17 protein-coding genes are annotated in these 15871 nt (G+C 68.0%); 6 read left to right on the top strand and 11 right to left on the bottom strand.

Features of this window, described 5'->3' with window-relative positions; genetic code table 11:
• Window positions 1-14 precede the first annotated feature (14 nt).
• Window positions 15-314, bottom strand: coding sequence for a type II toxin-antitoxin system RelE/ParE family toxin (locus OHZ10_RS21845; protein WP_342705768.1), 300 nt, complete (start codon window positions 312-314; stop codon window positions 15-17).
• The gene (locus tag OHZ10_RS21840; protein ID WP_342705767.1) at window positions 311-586 is read right to left on the bottom strand and encodes a YlcI/YnfO family protein; all 276 of its coding nucleotides are present in this window, start codon (window positions 584-586) and stop codon (window positions 311-313) included. Before OHZ10_RS21840 ends, OHZ10_RS21845 begins: the two co-directional genes overlap by 4 nt.
• A 517-nt stretch (window positions 587-1103) precedes the next feature.
• Here OHZ10_RS21840 and OHZ10_RS21835 point away from each other — a divergent pair.
• Window positions 1104-1784 (top strand): hypothetical protein, encoded by a 681-nt coding sequence (locus tag OHZ10_RS21835; RefSeq protein WP_342705766.1) that lies wholly within the window; start codon window positions 1104-1106, stop codon window positions 1782-1784.
• A gap of 12 nt (window positions 1785-1796) precedes the next feature.
• Here OHZ10_RS21835 and OHZ10_RS21830 read toward each other — a convergent pair whose 3' ends face one another.
• On the bottom strand, window positions 1797-3107 hold the full coding sequence (locus tag OHZ10_RS21830) for an MFS transporter (RefSeq protein WP_342705765.1): 1311 nt from the start codon (window positions 3105-3107) through the stop codon (window positions 1797-1799).
• Window positions 3108-3215: 108 nt separating this feature from the next.
• Window positions 3216-4232 carry an ABC transporter substrate-binding protein gene (locus OHZ10_RS21825; protein ID WP_342705764.1) on the bottom strand — a complete coding sequence of 339 codons (1017 nt, stop codon included), beginning with the start codon at window positions 4230-4232 and terminating at the stop codon, window positions 3216-3218.
• A gap of 238 nt (window positions 4233-4470) precedes the next feature.
• On the opposite strand from OHZ10_RS21825, the gene OHZ10_RS21820 reads away from it, so the two are divergent.
• Both OHZ10_RS21820 and OHZ10_RS21815 read left to right on the top strand, forming a co-directional pair.
• Window positions 4471-5136, top strand: a complete 666-nt coding sequence (locus OHZ10_RS21820) for a response regulator transcription factor (RefSeq protein ID WP_059237572.1) — start codon at window positions 4471-4473, stop codon at window positions 5134-5136.
• Entirely contained in the window at window positions 5123-6544 is a 1422-nt protein-coding gene (locus OHZ10_RS21815; RefSeq protein ID WP_342705763.1) for a sensor histidine kinase, read from the top strand. Before OHZ10_RS21820 ends, OHZ10_RS21815 begins: the two co-directional genes overlap by 14 nt.
• A gap of 37 nt (window positions 6545-6581) precedes the next feature.
• Here the strand turns inward: OHZ10_RS21815 and OHZ10_RS21810 are convergent, their stop codons facing one another.
• Window positions 6582-7028 carry a hypothetical protein gene (locus OHZ10_RS21810; protein WP_174992852.1) on the bottom strand — a complete coding sequence of 149 codons (447 nt, stop codon included), beginning with the start codon at window positions 7026-7028 and terminating at the stop codon, window positions 6582-6584.
• Between the two features lie 86 nt (window positions 7029-7114).
• The gene (locus OHZ10_RS21805) at window positions 7115-7759 is read right to left on the bottom strand and encodes a TetR/AcrR family transcriptional regulator (protein WP_342705762.1); all 645 of its coding nucleotides are present in this window, start codon (window positions 7757-7759) and stop codon (window positions 7115-7117) included.
• Between OHZ10_RS21805 and OHZ10_RS21800 the strand changes: the two genes are divergently transcribed.
• Window positions 7758-8390, top strand: coding sequence for a DinB family protein (locus OHZ10_RS21800; protein ID WP_342705761.1), 633 nt, complete (start codon window positions 7758-7760; stop codon window positions 8388-8390). The genes OHZ10_RS21805 and OHZ10_RS21800 overlap by 2 nt on opposite strands.
• A gap of 14 nt (window positions 8391-8404) precedes the next feature.
• Here the strand turns inward: OHZ10_RS21800 and OHZ10_RS21795 are convergent, their stop codons facing one another.
• Genes OHZ10_RS21795 through OHZ10_RS21775 form a run of 5 tightly spaced genes read right to left on the bottom strand, consistent with a single transcriptional unit; the run spans window position 8405 to window position 13374 of the window.
• Complete coding sequence (locus tag OHZ10_RS21795; RefSeq protein WP_059237577.1) at window positions 8405-9169, bottom strand: ABC transporter ATP-binding protein; 765 nt, start codon at window positions 9167-9169, stop codon at window positions 8405-8407.
• Complete coding sequence (locus OHZ10_RS21790; protein ID WP_340625297.1) at window positions 9166-10023, bottom strand: ABC transporter ATP-binding protein; 858 nt, start codon at window positions 10021-10023, stop codon at window positions 9166-9168. Before OHZ10_RS21790 ends, OHZ10_RS21795 begins: the two co-directional genes overlap by 4 nt.
• 11 nt (window positions 10024-10034) lie before the next feature.
• Window positions 10035-11846: an ABC transporter permease gene (locus tag OHZ10_RS21785; protein ID WP_342705980.1), complete on the bottom strand. Its 1812-nt coding sequence runs from the start codon at window positions 11844-11846 to the stop codon at window positions 10035-10037.
• Window positions 11847-11885: 39 nt separating this feature from the next.
• Entirely contained in the window at window positions 11886-13079 is a 1194-nt protein-coding gene (locus tag OHZ10_RS21780; RefSeq protein WP_059237580.1) for an ABC transporter substrate-binding protein, read from the bottom strand.
• 13 nt (window positions 13080-13092) lie between these two features.
• Window positions 13093-13374 (bottom strand): hypothetical protein, encoded by a 282-nt coding sequence (locus OHZ10_RS21775; RefSeq protein ID WP_340625299.1) that lies wholly within the window; start codon window positions 13372-13374, stop codon window positions 13093-13095.
• 60 nt (window positions 13375-13434) lie between these two features.
• Between OHZ10_RS21775 and OHZ10_RS21770 the strand changes: the two genes are divergently transcribed.
• Complete coding sequence (locus OHZ10_RS21770; protein WP_174992857.1) at window positions 13435-14448, top strand: LysR family transcriptional regulator; 1014 nt, start codon at window positions 13435-13437, stop codon at window positions 14446-14448.
• On the top strand, window positions 14445-15869 hold the full coding sequence (locus OHZ10_RS21765; RefSeq protein WP_174992858.1) for an NAD(P)-binding domain-containing protein: 1425 nt from the start codon (window positions 14445-14447) through the stop codon (window positions 15867-15869). The genes OHZ10_RS21770 and OHZ10_RS21765 overlap by 4 nt, the downstream gene beginning before the upstream one ends.
• Window positions 15870-15871 lie beyond the last annotated feature (2 nt).

Here is a 15871-nt window from a genome sequence, read left to right as displayed (position 1 = left end):
GCGTCGATCACGCATCAGTGGTAGTCATCTTCCCGTTGATGGCGTACGGCGAGAATCGTGACTTGCTCGGCCGCTTCGATCTCGAACAGCAGGACATAGCCCGATGTGCCGAAGGACACGATCAGCTCGCGCAAAAACGGATTTCCATCGTCGATCTTGCGGCATGTGAACGGAAACATTCGCAGCATGGCGATACCGTGTTCGATCGCGTCCGCGGCGCGCGCCGCAGCATCCACATCACGTTCGAGCAGGTATCGATACATCCGGACCAGATCTTCACGCGCCGCACGCGTATATCGGACCTGATAGATCAACCGGCCGCCTTCGGTGCACGCGCAGCCTTCAGCATGCCCTCGAGTTCGGCCTGCACGTCGGCGGCATCGACGTATTCACCGGTACGACGCGCCTCGTCGCGCGATGCGAGGCCACGGGTCACAAACTCGCGCTGCAGGCGGCGGCGCGCAATACCATCGCGCAGCGCCGACTCCATGAACGCGGACAAGGTCTCGTTTTCCTCGAGGACCGACTCTGCCGCCTCCCGCAATTGCGGATCGACACGCAGCGCCGGCATGGTCGCGGTTTTCATCGCACACCCCATGTATTACATATGTAATGCATGGTAGCACACCCGCTTTTTCGCGGGCAGTCGGCCATTCGGCCTAACCAACTTATCCGGAACCGCCATCCGGCGGGCGGCACGCTGCGGATCGCGACGACGCTCGGCGAAGGCACGACGGTCGAGGTCGAGATTCCGCTGACGCATGCGCCGGCGGCGGTCGCGCATGGCGGGAATGGGGTTCGCGGAGGTAGGCCGGGTGAATGCCGCAGGCGATGGAAAACGCCGGGGCGCGATGGCTTAGTCGACCGCCTTCGTCACACCTGCCACTTTCAACATGCGCTCGTGTTCCGCCTGAACGTTTGCAGCTTCGACATGTTCACCGGTCCGGCAACCACGATTCATTCGCTACCCGACACTTCGCGCTTGCCATCATCCCGTGGCAACAGGATTCGTACCGACCCCGGCGCGACGCTACAATTCGTCGCGGCCCTCGACATCGGCCGTTCCATTGCACCGGCCAACCGGATTCCACCCCATCGCCACGATGAAAACCCTCCGCAACTACGTCCTTTCCTTCTTCATCGTCGTGGTCGGCTGGCTTGCGGTATCGCTGCTGTGCTGGCCCACCCTGCTCGCGCTGCAGGCGCTGACGAAGATCCTGTTCATTCCGCATCCGGCCGGCAGCTACATCGGGCTCGGGTTCGTATCGACCGCCCGGCTCACGGATTTTCCGACCAGCTTCGTCGGCGCCTATTCGGTGCCGTTCATGAACGTGCCGCTCGGGTTCATCGCGATCGCCTGGTGGCTGGGCGTTGCGATCATCGTACCGACGACCTGCGCGCGATACCGCGTCATGGTGCGCGGCCGCCCGTCGGCACGGGCCGTCCTGTGGCGCGGGGCGCGCTCTTTGCTGGTCTTCACCGTCGCCGTGCTCGTCGTCGCGACGCCGTTCCTGCGTCGCTACGAGATCGTGACGCCGGATCACCTCTACGTGCGACACCTGTTCGACTGGCACGAACGCGCGTATCCGCTTGCATCGCTGCAGGCAATCCGCGTGGACAACCCCGGCGGCAGCCGCAGCATCATCACGTGGGATTTCATCTTCGACGGCGACAACCGCTTCACGACGACCGCGCCGGACATCCACGCGCTCAAATACCTGCTGTCGAACACGCACGCGTCGGCCAATTTCGCGGTCGTCGGGAACCAGGTGATGAAGCGGTAGCGCCGCCCGTCCTCACACCCGCGCCGCGACCATCCCCCGCTCCGACCGCGTCCACGCGACCAGCGCGCCGATCCCGAGCAACGCGAGGCACACGATCGGCACGATCATCGGCCCGAACGCGCTGCCCGTCACCTTGCCCGCGAACGGCATCAGGTTCTGGCTGAAGAAGCCGCCGAGGTTGCCGATCGAGTTGATCGCCGCGACGCTCGCCGCCGCCCGTGCGCCGGTGAAGTAACGCGGCGGCATCGACCAGAAGCACGGATACAGCAGCGGGATGCATGCACCGCCGAGCACGAGCGCGATGAAGCGCAGCGGCGTCGACGGCAACACGAGGCTCAGCAGGAAGCCGAGCGCGCCAAGCGCCGCGACGATCGCGATCGTGCGCAGGATGCTCTTCGCGCGGCGCAGCTTCGCCGGCAGCCACAGCAGCAGCAGCACCGCGAGCGCCCACGGCAGCATGCTCAGGAAGCCGTTCATGCTGCTCGACACGCCGAACGATTTCACGAGCGTCGGCAGCCAGTACGTGACGCCGTACAGCGACGTCGACATCAGCATGTAGGTGGCCGCGAACAGCATCACGCGCGGATCGAGCAGCGCCTTCCACGGCTGACCGTGTTCGGCCTGCGCCGGCTTCTCGCGCTCCAGCGCGGCCGCGACGATCTGCTTCTCGCGCTCGTCGAGGAACGGCGCTTCGCGGAACGATGCCGGCAGCACGCGGAACACGACGACCGCGACGATCACGGCCGGAATGCCTGTCGCAATGAATACCCATTGCCAGCCCGCGAGGCCCCACACGCCGTTCAGGCTCAGCAGCACGCCGCCGACCAGCGAGCCGAGCATGTTCGCGAGCGCGCTGCCGAGCGTGAAGATGCCTAGCACCTTCGCGCGGTAGCTCTGCGGAAACCACAGCGTCAGGTAGTAGATCACGCCCGGATAGAAGCCGGCCTCGGCGATACCGAGCAGGAAGCGCAGCGAGCAGAACGCGGGCATCGACGTCGTGAAGCCCATCAGCACCGTGATGAGGCCCCACGTCAGCATGATCCGCGCGAGCCACACGCGCGCGCCGTAGCGATGCAGCGCGAGCGTGCTCGGCACCTCGAACAGCAGGTAGCCGATGAAGAACAGCGACGACGCGAGCCCGAAGGCGGCCTCCGTCATCCCGAGGCTGTGCACCATCTGCAGTTTCGCGAAACCGACGTTCTGCCGGTCGATGAACGCGATCAGGAACATCACGACGAGGATAGGCAGCAGGCGCCGCGCCATCTTCGACATGATGCGCTGTTCTTCGGCGGACGCGGGGTCCAGGGTGTCGGTAGCGTTCACTTCAGGCTCCTTGCGTGAATCGGTTGCGTATCGGTTGCATATCGTTTGAACCGGCGCCGCGCGCAGCGTGCGCGGGCGCAGGATGTCTCGTTGACGGAGCGGCCGCGCTCAGCCCGACCGGTAGTCGTCGAGCATCGGCGCGAACATCTCGTGCCACGCACGTGGCTTCGCCTTGATCGTGCCGGCGAGGTACAGGAATTCGACGTAGTCCATCAGCTGGTTCGGCAGCACCGAGAAGCGCGTGTCGGGTGCGGCGAGCATCCGCATCACGTCGTCGTGCGACACGCCGACGCCCGACGACGCCGCATACAGCGCGGCCGCCGCGCGCGGGTCCTGCGCGATCAGGCGGTTCGCTTCGTCGAGCGCGCCGAGAAACGCGACGGCCAGCGCGGGCTCCGTATCGACGAGCCGCTTCGGCGCGAACACGACGTCGAGCGTCATCGGGCCGAGCACGTCGACCGAGCTCACGACGCGGTGAATGCCCGGCTGCCGCAACTCGAGCGTCGAGAACGGCGGCGACGTGAAGTGTGCGGTCACGCCGTTCTCGCGGCGGATCAGCGCCTGCATCGCCTGCGGATGCGGGAGGTTCACGGTGATCGAATCGAGCTGCGCGAAATGCTTCGGGCCGAGTTGCCGGCTCGCGACCATCTGCAGCACGACCGCCGACAGCGACGTGCGGATGCCCGGCACCGCGATCCGGTCGGACGGCGTGAAGTCGTGCAACGACACGAGGCCCGGACGGTTCGCATTCAGCGACAGCGACGTGGTCGACAGCCCGCTGATGCCGATCACCTCGACATTCGGAATGCCGCGCGCCCGCGCCCACAGCTCGATGAAACCCGGTGCGCCGGCGCCCGCGAAATCGAGCGTGCCGGCCATCATCGCGTCGTTGACGGAGTTGCCGCCGTCGAGCAGCACCCAGTCGACCGCGACGTCGCGCACGCCGTGGCGCGCCGCGTGTTGCTCGAACAGCCGCTGCTTCTCCATCACGAGCAGCGGCAGGTACAGCACGCCATAGCCTTTGGAAATCCGGACCGTGCGCGGCTTCGCCCGCACGAGCGACGGTGCGGCGAGCACGCCGAGCCCGGCGGCGATCAGCGCGCGGCGCCGCGGCGACGCGGTCATGCGCGCCCCGCCGTGCGACGGACGGCGCACGGCCACGCGAAGGCCGCCGTCGCGCGGCGTCGCACGTTCGTCGCTCCCGTGACATGCTGCATGTTGCCGTCTCCTTGAATATTTCTGGTATTAATGCCGTCCTTGCCTGCTGCTTCCGGCTCGACACAGGTTATCGACCGAGTCTGAGAAAATGCTGACATCCCGGCCCCGGGAAAACCCCTAATCCACCTACCTGCAAAACGGCACCATGCGCATTCTCGTCGTGGAGGACGATGCCGAAATCGGCGCGGCGATCCGCAGCCGCCTGGCGCGGCTCGGCCACGCGGCCGATCTCGAAACCGACGGCGCGACCGCGAACGGACTGCTGCGCGTCGAGCGCTTCGACCTCGTCGTGCTCGATGCGAACCTGCCCGGCATGGACGGCTTCACGGTCTTGCGCCACCTGCGCGCGTCGGGCAGCACGACGCCCGTGCTGCTCGTCACCGCGCGCTCGGCGATCGACGACCGCGTGAGCGGCCTCGGCCTCGGCGCCGACGACTACCTCGTGAAGCCGTTCGACTATCGCGAATTCGACGCGCGCGTGCAGGCGCTCCTGCGCCGCAACAGCGGCCATGCGAACGACGTGCTGACGCTCGGCGGCCTCGTGATCGACCGCAGCAGCCGCCTGGCGGAGCTCGACGGCCAGCCGCTGTCGCTGTCGCGCCAGGAGTTCGCGCTGCTCGAAATCCTCGCGAGCCGGCCGCAGCGCATCTTCTCGAAGGACGAACTGCTGAACCAGCTGTTCAGCTTCGGCAACGAGCCGACCGCGAACGCGGTCGAGCAATACGTGACGCGCGTGCGCAAGAAGCTGCAGGGCAGCTCGGTCGAGATCCGCACCGCACGCGGGATGGGGTATCAGATTGCCGCGCATTGACTGGTTCCCGAAGACGCTGTTCGGGCGGACGCTGCTTTTCATCGCGCTGGTCGTCGCGACCGGCGCGCTCGCGCTCGCGGCGATCGCGCGCTACTACGCGGGCGTCGCGGCCGAACGCGCCTACGACCAGTTGCTGGCAGGCGCATCGATCCAGGTCGCGGAGAATCTCTACGTACAGGGCGGCGTACTCGCGCTGAATCCGCCCGTCGCCGCACTGTCGACGCTGTCGCGCTACGACCTCGTCTATTACAAGGTCGTCGATTCGCGCGGCGTCGTCGTGGCCGGCTACAACGATCTCGCGAGCCCCGCGACGCTCGCCGCCGCGAAACAGGGCCCCGCATTCGCGAATGGCGTCTACCAGGGGCACCGCATCCGCACCGCGACGATCGCACGCTACATGCCCGAGGAAAGCACGCCGGGCTGGGCGCTCGTGACGGTTGCGCAAACCACCCACGCGCGCCAGCAGCTCACGAACGACATGAGCATCAAGGTGTGGACGCTGATCCTGCTGATGAGCGTGCTCGCGATCGGCGCAAGCGGTCTCGCGATCCGGCGCGGCCTGCGCCCGCTCGCGCAGATCGGCACGATCATCGCCTCGCGCGATCCGGCCGACCTGCGGCCGGTGGCCGTCGATACGCCGAGCGAGATCGACGCGATCATCGGGTCGATCAACGGGCTGATGCGCCGTCTCGCCGAACGCATCAACGCGATGCAGCGCTTCATCGCCGACGCCGCGCACCAGATGCGCACGCCGCTCGCGCGGCTCGACGCGCAGATCGAGCTGCTCGACGGCGAATCCGATCCCGCGCGTCACGCGGCGCGGCTCGATGCGCTGCGCGCGACGTCGTCGGACGTCGGCCGGCTCACCGGGCAGTTGCTCAATCATGCGATGGTGATTCATCGCACCGAGGTCGTGCCGCTGCAACCCGTCGAACTCGTCGCGCTCGCGAAGGAGGTGCTGGGCCGCACGATTCCGCTCGCGGGCGAGCGCGACGTGGCCGTTGCGTTCGCGAGCGATGCGCCGCTGGCATGGATCGACGGCGACGCGATCAGCCTGCAGGAAGCGCTGTCGAACGTGCTGCACAACGCGCTGCTGCACGGTCATGCGGACGACATCGTCGTGTCGGTCGCAACCACGGGCAATGCCGACGGCGCGGTCACGATGACGGTGACCGACAACGGCCGCGGGATCCCGCGCGAGCATTGGGAAGCAGCACTGCAACCGTTCGTGCGGATCGCGCCGGACGGCAGCGAGCGGCGCACGGGGTCGGGCCTCGGGCTGGCGATCGTGCAGGAAGTGATGAAGGCGCACGGCGGGCGCGTGGGGTTCGCGTTTCCCGATGCGGGCGGGTTTTCGGTGGTGCTGACGTTCCCGCGCGCAGCGGGAACCGACGCGAAAAAGGCATAAGCCGTCGAATCAGTGCCGTGCCACGCGCAGCCGACGCTCAGTCGTCGTTGCCGTCGTCGAACCGGTTGCGCTCCGCATGCCGCGCCACCAGCTCGTCCAGTTCGTCGTACCGGCGATCGCAGAACAACCGGCACAACGTATCGACATCCGCGCGCGCGTCGACGTCGATCGTGTCGACGTGCTGCTCCAGCTTGCCCTTCCCGATCCCGAAGAGACCCTTCTTCATCCGCATGGACAGCGCATTCAGCTGGAAGCCGTCCGAATGCGCGTCGCTCAATGCAGTCACCCACAGCTCGCGCTGATCGTCGGCCTGCTGCAGCACGAGCGCCGGAAACGGGCCGTCCTGCGTCTCGTTCCATTCAACGTGCTGGGCCGCCCACGGGAACGCATCGAAGGCATGAACGAACGACGCATAGTCGGTCGCGCCTTGCTGATCGAGCTGATTGAAATCGTAGCCGACTTTCTGGATGGAGTAGGTCAACATGACGCGGCAGCCCCCGTGGCGTTCGAGATCAGGAGACCGTCAATCTACCCTGAATTTCGGTATCCGTGATGATTTTCCCGCGCCGCTCATGAACGCGCATTCGTGGTCGCAGCACATGGATCTTCGACGTAACGGCGCGCCAGCCCGACGAGCTCGCGCTTCAGTTTCGGATCCGTCAGCAGCCCGCGCCGGGCCGCGTTGTGCACGACGCCTTCGAGCGCAGACGACAGCACCTGCGCGGTCAACGTGTCGGCCTTGACCGGTGCACGCCCGCGGCACGCGGCAACGATCAGCGCATACCGGCGCAAATATTCCTTCTGGAACGTGTCGTAAGCATCCTTCGCACCGCCCGGATCGGGAAGATCGAGCAGCACCCGGTGCAGCGCAGGGTAATCGCAGTGCGCGGCGATCAGATCGCCGATCAGGCCTTCGAGCCGGCGCCCGGCGCTCGCCCGGCGGTCATGCGCGCGCTGCAGCACGGCGAGCACGTCGTCGAAATGGCGACGCCGGATCGCATCGACCAACGCGAGCTTGTTCGGGAAATACTGATACACGGAGCCGATGCCCACGCCGGCGACCTGCGCGACCTCGTTGGTCGTGAATCCCGCCCAACCGTGCCGGTCCAGAACGCGAGCCCCGGCCGTCACGATCACGTCCACCGTCGCGCGCGAGCGGGCCTGGCGCGGGGCTTTCCGCATCGCGGCGGCCGCCCCGGAAACGCGAGTGGACATGCGGACTCCGACTGAAAATAATGGTGGCGAAGCTCACATATTAGGTGAAACCGACAAGGAAACGACCATGAGCGCGAACGCACTCCTGTCCCGCATGCTGCGCTACCAGGCATGGGCCCATGACGAAATGCTCGGGGCCGTGTCGGCGCTCGACCCGGTGCAGCACGCGGACACGCGCCATCTCGCGCTGCGGCTGATGAATCATTGCCTCGTCGTGAACCGGATTTTTGCCGCGCACCTGAGCGGCGAGCGTCATGGGTTCGCGTCCGACAACACGCCTGAAACGCCCGAACCCGATGCGCTGCGCGCGGCATTTGCCGCGCTCGATCGCTGGTACCTCGACTATGTCGAGACCGCTACGCCCGACATGCTGTCCGAGTCGATTCCGTTCGCCTTCACCGACGGCGACAACGGCGCCATGACGCGCGAAGAGATGCTGACCCATGTCGTCACGCACGGCGGCTACCATCGCGGCGAAGTCGGCAGACTGATGATCCAGGCGGCCGCGCGCTCGGCGCAGGATATCAGGCTCCCGTGGGACACCTACGCCGTTCACCTGCACCGGACGGAGCCCGGGCGCAGGCTTGAACGCCGGATCGATGAGGCGGACCCGACGCATGCCGGGCGATGAAGGCGGTACGCCTGCTACGCCGCCACCGCCTCCCCGCCCAGATACGCATCGCGCACGCGCTCGTCGTCGAGCAGCGCCTTCGCGGGCCCTTCGAGCACGACGCGCCCCGTCTGCAGCACGTACCCGTAATGCGCGATCTCGAGCGCGAGGCTCGCGTTCTGCTCGACCATGAACACCGTCACGCCCTGCTTGTTGATCGCGTCGATCAGTTCGAGCACCTTGTCGACGTAGAGCGGCGACAGCCCCATCGTCGGCTCGTCCATGCAGATCAGCTTCGGCCGCGCCATCAGCGCGCGCGCCATTGCGAGCATCTGCTGCTCGCCGCCCGACAGCGTGCCCGCGCGCTGCGTCAAGCGCTCGCGTACCCGCGGAAACAGGTCGAGCACGCGCTCGACATCCTCGGCCACGGCCGTGCGATCGCCACGCGTGTAAGCACCCATCAGCAGGTTTTCGCGCACGCTCATGTCGCCGAACAGCCGCCGCGCCTCGGGTACGGCCGCGATTCCGCGCCGCACGCGCTGCGGCGTCGCGAGCGTCGTCACGTCGTCGCCGTCGAAACGCACGACACCGCGGCGCGGCCGCATCAACCCGAGGATCAGCTTCATCGTCGTCGACTTGCCGCTCGCGTTGCCACCGAGCAGGCTGACGATCTGCCCGCGGCCGACTTCGAAGTTCACGTCGAAATGCACCTGCACGGGCCCGTAGTACGTGTCGAGGTGTTCGAGTTTCAGCAGCGCGTCGGTCATCGTCGTAACGGATCCGGAAGAAAGCAGGGTCATGCCGCCGCCTGCGCAGGACGATCGGCCGGCGCGCCGCCCGCATGGCGGCGGCCGAGATAGGCTTCGATCACGCGCGGATCGTGCCGCACGTCGCGCGGCGCACCTTCGGCGATCTTCACGCCGTTGTCGAGCACCATCACGCGGTCGGACACGCGCATCACGAGTTCGAGCTTGTGCTCGATCAGCAGGATCGTCAGGCCACGCGCCTTCAGCGACTGGATCAGCTGCAACATCTCGGCCGTTTCCGTCTCGTTCATCCCGGCCGTCGGTTCGTCGAGCAACAGCAGGCGCGGATGCAGCGCGAGCGCGCGGCCGATCTCCACGCGCCGCCGGTTCGCATACGACAGGCTGTGTGCCGGATGATCGATGCGCGGCGTGAGCCGTTCGCCGAACCCCGCGACGATCGCGCGCGCTTCTTCGCGCAATGCGGCCTCCTCGCGCCGTACCGACGCGGGCCGCACGAGCGCACGCAGCACCTCGGCCGCCGCGCCCAGCGCGGGCCAGCCGGGCCGCGCCGCCCGCAGCCGCGCATGCGCGCCGATCAGCACGTTGTCGAGCACGCTCAGGTTGCCGAACACGCGGCCGTGCTGGAACGTGCGCGCAATACCGAGCGCCGCCAGCCGTTCGGGCGCCGTGCCCGTGATGTCGCGGCCGTCGAACGTCACGCGGCCCGCATCGGGCCGGTCGGCGCCCGCGATCAGGTTGAACAGTGTCGACTTGCCGGCGCCGTTCGGCCCGATCACGCTCAGCAGCTCGCCGTCGGCGAGCGTCAGGCTCGCGTCGTCGAGTGCGGTCACGCCGTCGAAGCGGCGCGTCAGGCCCTGCACGTCGAGCAAGGGTTGGGGGGTCGTCATCGCATTCCCTCTTACACCGTACCGAGCAGGCCCTGCGGCCGGAACCGCACGAGCAGCAGCAGCACGAGGCCGTAGATCAGCATCCGGTAGTCGGCCGCCCAGCGGAACAGTTCGGGCAGCCCGATCAGCGCGATCGCGCCCGCGATGCTGCCGGGCACGTTGCCGAGCCCGCCGAGGATCACCATCGTCAGCGCGAGGATCGATACCTGCGAATCGAAGGTCTGGTGATTGATGTAGCTGTACAGGTGCGCGGCAATGCCGCCGCTCACGCCGGCCGCGACACCGCCGACCGCGAACGCGATCGCCTTGTAACGGTTCGGCGCGATGCCGTGCGCCCGCGCGGCGACATCGTCCTCGCGCACCGCGCGCAGCGTGCGACCCAGATGCGAGCGCAGCAGCCGCGCTTGCACGAGCGCAAACCCGACGAGCACCGCGAACGTGAACCAGTACGCGGCGCGCGCGGTCGTCGCCCACGGCAGCGGCGCGATGCCGGTGATGCCGAGCGGGCCGCGCGTCAAGCCGTCCCAGTTCAGGATCACGAGGCTCACCACTTCACCGATGCCGAGCGTCGCGATCGATACATAGTGCCCGCGCAGCCGGAATGCCGGATACACGAGCAGCGTGCCGAGCACTGCCGTGATGACGCCCGCGCACGGGATCGTCACGGCCGGCGGCCAGCCGAGATCCGACGACAGCAACGCCGACGCATACGCGCCGATCACGAGCAGTGCGGCATGGCCGAGCGAAATCTGCCCGACCGTGCCCGCGACGAGCGTGAGGCTCAGCGCGAGCAGCCCGTACAGCCACGCGTTGGTCAGCGTCTGCAGCACATAGGGCGACGCGCCGAGCCACGGCAGCACGGCCGCCAGCGCGATCAGCGCGACGAGCACCGGACGCGGCACGCGCACGGCTTTCGCGGCCGCGAGGAACGTGCCCGTCATCGGCTCGGGCGGCAGCGCGCGGTTCGCGCTGAACAGGCCGTTCGGCCGCCACACGAGGAACACGATCAGCAGCCCGAATGCGAACAGGTCGCGATAGCTCGTGCCGAACAGCGCGACGCCGTAGCTTTCGACGAGGCCGAGCAGCAGGCTGCCGGCGATCGCGCCCGGCACGTTGCCGAGCCCGCCGATCAGCAGCGCGACAACGCCCTTCAGCGTCGCCTGGAAACCCATCGCCGGATCGATGCTGTTGTAGTACATGCCGACCAGCAGCCCGCTCACGCCGCCGAGCGCGCATGCGATCGCGAATACGGTCTGGTTCACACGATCGACGTCGACGCCCATCTGCAGCGCCGCATCGCGATCCTGCGCGGTCGCGCGCACGGCCTGGCCGAGCCGCGTGAAACGCAGGAAGCCGTACAGCAGCGCGGCCGCCGCGATACCGATGCCCGCGATCAGCAGGTCGAGCGAGCCGAGCGTCGCGCCGGCGATCCGCACGTGCCAGTCGGGCAGCGGCGTCGGCACCGCGCGCGGGTCCGCGCCGAATGCGAGCTGCGCGAGCTGGTCGAGGATGAAGCTGATGCCGATCGTCGCGAGCAGCGGCGCGATGCGCGCCGCGTGGCGCAGCGGCCGCAGCCCGATCCGCTCGATCGCGACGCCGAGCGCGCCGCAACCGGCGACGACCGCCGCCAGTGCGACCGGCAGCGGCAGCCCGAAGCGCGTCAGGCACAGCCAGCCGATGAACGCGCCGACCATGTAGACCGAGCCATGCGCGAAGTTGATCAGGTGCGACACGCCGAAGATCAGCGCGAGCCCGACCGCGAGCAGCGCGTAGATGTTGCCGACGATGAGGCCGTTGAGCGTGTAGTCGAGCCAGGAAGCCATCACGATGCGTCCGTCACTTGCATGCGGTTCATGTCGGGTTCAGCGCGCCGCGAGCTGCGGCTTCGCGCCATCCCACAGCGCCCACTGCCCCTGCTTCACGACCAGGTACACGGTGCGCGCGCCTGCAACACGGCGTGTCTGCGGATCGAAGCGCACCTTGCCGAAGATCACGCTCGGCACGTCGCCGACCTTCGCGAAGCCGTCGTGCGCGGCCTGGCGCGTCGTGCCGTAGCGGCGCAGCACTTCCGCCGACAGGATCAGCGCGTCGTACGCACGCGCGACGAACGAATCGGGATCGGCATGGAATTTCGCGCGATAGCGCTGCACGAACGCCTGCACCTCGGGGCGCGGCTCGGCCGGGAAGAAGTTCGATTCCGTGTAGACGCCTTCGACGGCCGTGCCGCCCAGCTCGAGAAACTTCGGCGAATACACGGAGCCGACCGCCGCGATCGGCAGCGTGACGCCCGACGTGCGCGCCTGCCGCACGATCTGCGCGCCGTCCGCGTAGTACGAGATCAGCACGATCGAATCGGGCTTCGACGCGCCGATCCGCACGAGCGTCGAGCGGAAATCCTTCTCGGCCGGCTGGTAGCCCTCGGCCGCGACGACCTGCGCGCCGAGCCCGGCGACCGCCTTCGCGAAGATGTCCTTGCTGGTGCGGCCCCAGTCGGTGTTCAGGTACAGCACCGCGATCCGCTTGAAGCCGAGTTCCTTCACCGCATAGCGTGCGAGCAGCGGCTGTTCTTCGGCCTGGCTCAGCGCGGTGCTCCACAGATAGTCGCCGCCCTTCGTGAAATCCGGATGCGAATTCGTAAAGCCGAACTGCACCAGCTGGCCGCGCTGGTAGATCGGCGACGCGGCCATCGACGTCGCGCTCGAGAAGTCACCCAGCTCGATCGCGATGCGCGGATCGGCGACGAACTTCTGCGCGATCGCCACTGCCTGACGCGGGTCGCTGCGGCTGTCCTGGAAGTCGATCGCGAGCGGCCGGCCGTGAATGCCGCCGCTGCCGTTGATCTCGTCGAGCGCGAGATCGAAGCCGCGCTTCCATTGTTCGCCGTATTGCGCGTCCTGGCCCGTCAGCGGCCCGCTCACGCCGACCACCACCGGCTCGCCCGACACGCCCGCCGCGAGCGCGCCGCCGGCCGACAAACTCCATGCGGCAGCGAGCGCCGCCACCGTGCCCAGTACGCGCCGCCATGCGCCGCGTGTGTCGTTCCCCGAAACGTTCATGCGTCCCCCAGCTTCAATCGGTCGAAAAGAGTGAGGGCATGTAACCATCCGGTTCAGGACGATCCAACGAAGTTTTGCGCATATCGATATCGCGTGCGACGCGAAGCGGATCACATACGCGAACGGTCATCCGTTCGACCCGCTTTGCACGCTGCATCGACATACGTCGCATCGCGTTGATTCGATGGGTGTTTCCTTCGAGTCGCCCCACACATTCGGTGCGCATGCGTGTGCAACCGGCCACCGCAGCGATCACACGCTTCGCAGTTTTCACGCTGTCGATAGCAAAAATCATTATATGAATCACGCATGCTCGCACTCCTACAATGCGCAAATCGCATCATCGGAACGCGTCATGGAGCTGCATCAACTCGAAGCCTTTTCCGCGGTCATGTCGGCCGGCAGCGTGACCGGCGCGGGCGAATTGCTCGGCCGCTCGCAGCCGGCCGTCACGCGGCAGATCCAGGAGCTGGAAGCCGATCTCGGCTACGCGCTGTTCGACCGGCACGGCCCGCGCGTCACACCGACACGGCGCGCGTTCCTGCTGTACGAGGAAGTCGAGCGCTCGCTGGTCGGCCTGCGCGCGATCGAGGCGCGGGCACGCGCGCTCGGCAACGAAACGGCCGAACCCGTGCGCATCGCGGCAACGCCGTCGCTCGCGGCCACGCTCGTGCCGGCCGCGCTCGCCGCGCTACCCGACGACGCACACGCGCCGCATTACCAGTTGCGCAGCGAATCGGCCGAGCATGTCGTGCACGAAGTGCTGGCCGGCACGGCGGACGTCGGCGTCGTCACGCTGCCGATGGCGCATGCCGGGCTCGACGTGCACTGGATCGCACAGACCCCTTGCGTCGCCGTGCTGCCCGCCGGCGATCCGCTCGCTGCGAAGCCACGTATCGCGCTGCGCGATCTCGCGCGCCGTCGCATCGTGACGGTCGCGAACCGGCACCGGCTGCGCCAGCGGATCGACGCGGCGTTCGCCGCCGCGCGCGTCGATGCGCGCGTGTTCATCGAAACCAATGCGTCGCTGAATGCGGTGATGGCCGCGCGCGCGGGCATCGGAATCGGCATCGTCGATCCGGCGACGGGCGTCGCGCTGCCGGTGGACGGCGTCGTCGCACGCCCGCTCGACGTCGACATCCCGTTCGCATTCGGCGTCGCAACCCCGGCGGGCAAGCCGCGCACGGCCGCCGTCGATGCGCTGCTCGACGCGCTGCATCGCACGACGCGCGCACTGCTCGACGACGTGATCTTTCACGACGCCGCCGCGCACGATGCGCTGCTGCGCGGCGACCGGCTGCGCAGCGAGCGGGCCGCACGCCCGCCACGCGCCGCACGTGCGCGCCGCACACGACCGGAGGCCGCGTGACGACACCGCTCGACGCACTCGAAGCACGGCTCGCGCAGGATCTGCGCTGGCTCGACCTGCCCGCGCCGTCGTGGGTGCCGCCGCGCGAAGCGGACGGCGCACGCGTGCTCGACGTCGCGATCGTCGGCGGCGGCATGGCGGGGCTCGCGGCATCCGCCGAACTGCGCCTGCTCGGCATCGACAACCAGTGCGTGATCGACCGCGCGCCGGCCGGTTATGAAGGCCCGTGGGTCACGTTCGCGCGGATGGAAACGCTGCGTTCCCCGAAACAACTTGCCGGCCCCGCGCTCGGCCTGCCCGCGCTGACGTTCCGCGCGTGGTTCGAAGCGCAATTCGGTCGCGACGCGTGGGACGCGCTCTACAAGATTCCGCGCACGCAATGGATGGACTACCTGCGCTGGTATCGGCGCGTGCTCGACCTGCAGGTGCGCAACGACACGACGCTCGTCGCGCTGCGCCCGCGCGACGACGGCCTGCTCGCGCTCGACGTGCGCGGCAACGGCGAGGCGCAGACGCTGCTCGCGCGGCACGTCGTGCTCGCGACCGGCCGTGACGGTCTCGGTGGCCCGTATGTACCGCCCGTCGCGCAACGCGCACCGCGCACGCGCTGGGCCCATTCATCCGAGCCGATCGACTTTGCGGCGCTCGCAGGCAAGCGCGTTGGCGTAGTCGGTGCGGGCGCGTCCGCATTCGACAACGCGGGCACCGCACTCGAAGCGGGCGCCGCGCGCGTCGACCTGTTCTTCCGCCGCGCGGACATCCCGCGCATCAACAAGCTGACCGGCATCGGCAGCCCGGGGCTCGTGTACGGCTATGCCGATCTCGACGACGCGACGAAGTGGCGCTTCATGCACTACGCGCTGACGTCGCAAACGCCGCCGCCGCGCGACAGCGTGCTGCGCGTATCGCGCCACGCGCATGCGCATTTTCATGCGGGCAGCCCGATCGAGACGCTTGCCGGCCACGCGGGCGGCCTCGATGTGACGACGCCGCGCGGACGTTACACGGTGGACTTCCTGATTTTCGCGACCGGCTTTCATTCGGACTGGACGACGCGCGCGGAATTCGCATCGTTCGGCGCGCACGTGCGGCGCTGGAAGGATCGCTATCGACCGGAACCGGATCTGCGGCTCGACGAGCTTGCCGAGTCACCCGACCTCGGCCCCGCGTTCGCGTTCCAGGAGCGCGAGCGCGGGGCATGCCCGGCCGTCACGCGTATCCATTGCTTCAACCATGCGGCGAGCCTGAGCCACGGCAAGCTGTCCGGTGATATTCCGGCGATCAGCGCGGGCGCGAAGCGGCTGGCGCGCGGTATCGCGAGCCGGCTGTTCGACGCCGACCGCGACCGCCACTACGACGCGCTCGTTGCTTACGCGAATGCCGAACTGCAAGGCGACGAATGGCGCGACGCCGATGCGTGACC

Source organism: Burkholderia arboris (assembly GCF_038723655.1).
Lineage (GTDB): Bacteria > Pseudomonadota > Gammaproteobacteria > Burkholderiales > Burkholderiaceae > Burkholderia > Burkholderia arboris.
Note: the sequence above shows the minus strand (reverse complement) of the source record. Positions and strands in the feature narration are given on the sequence as shown.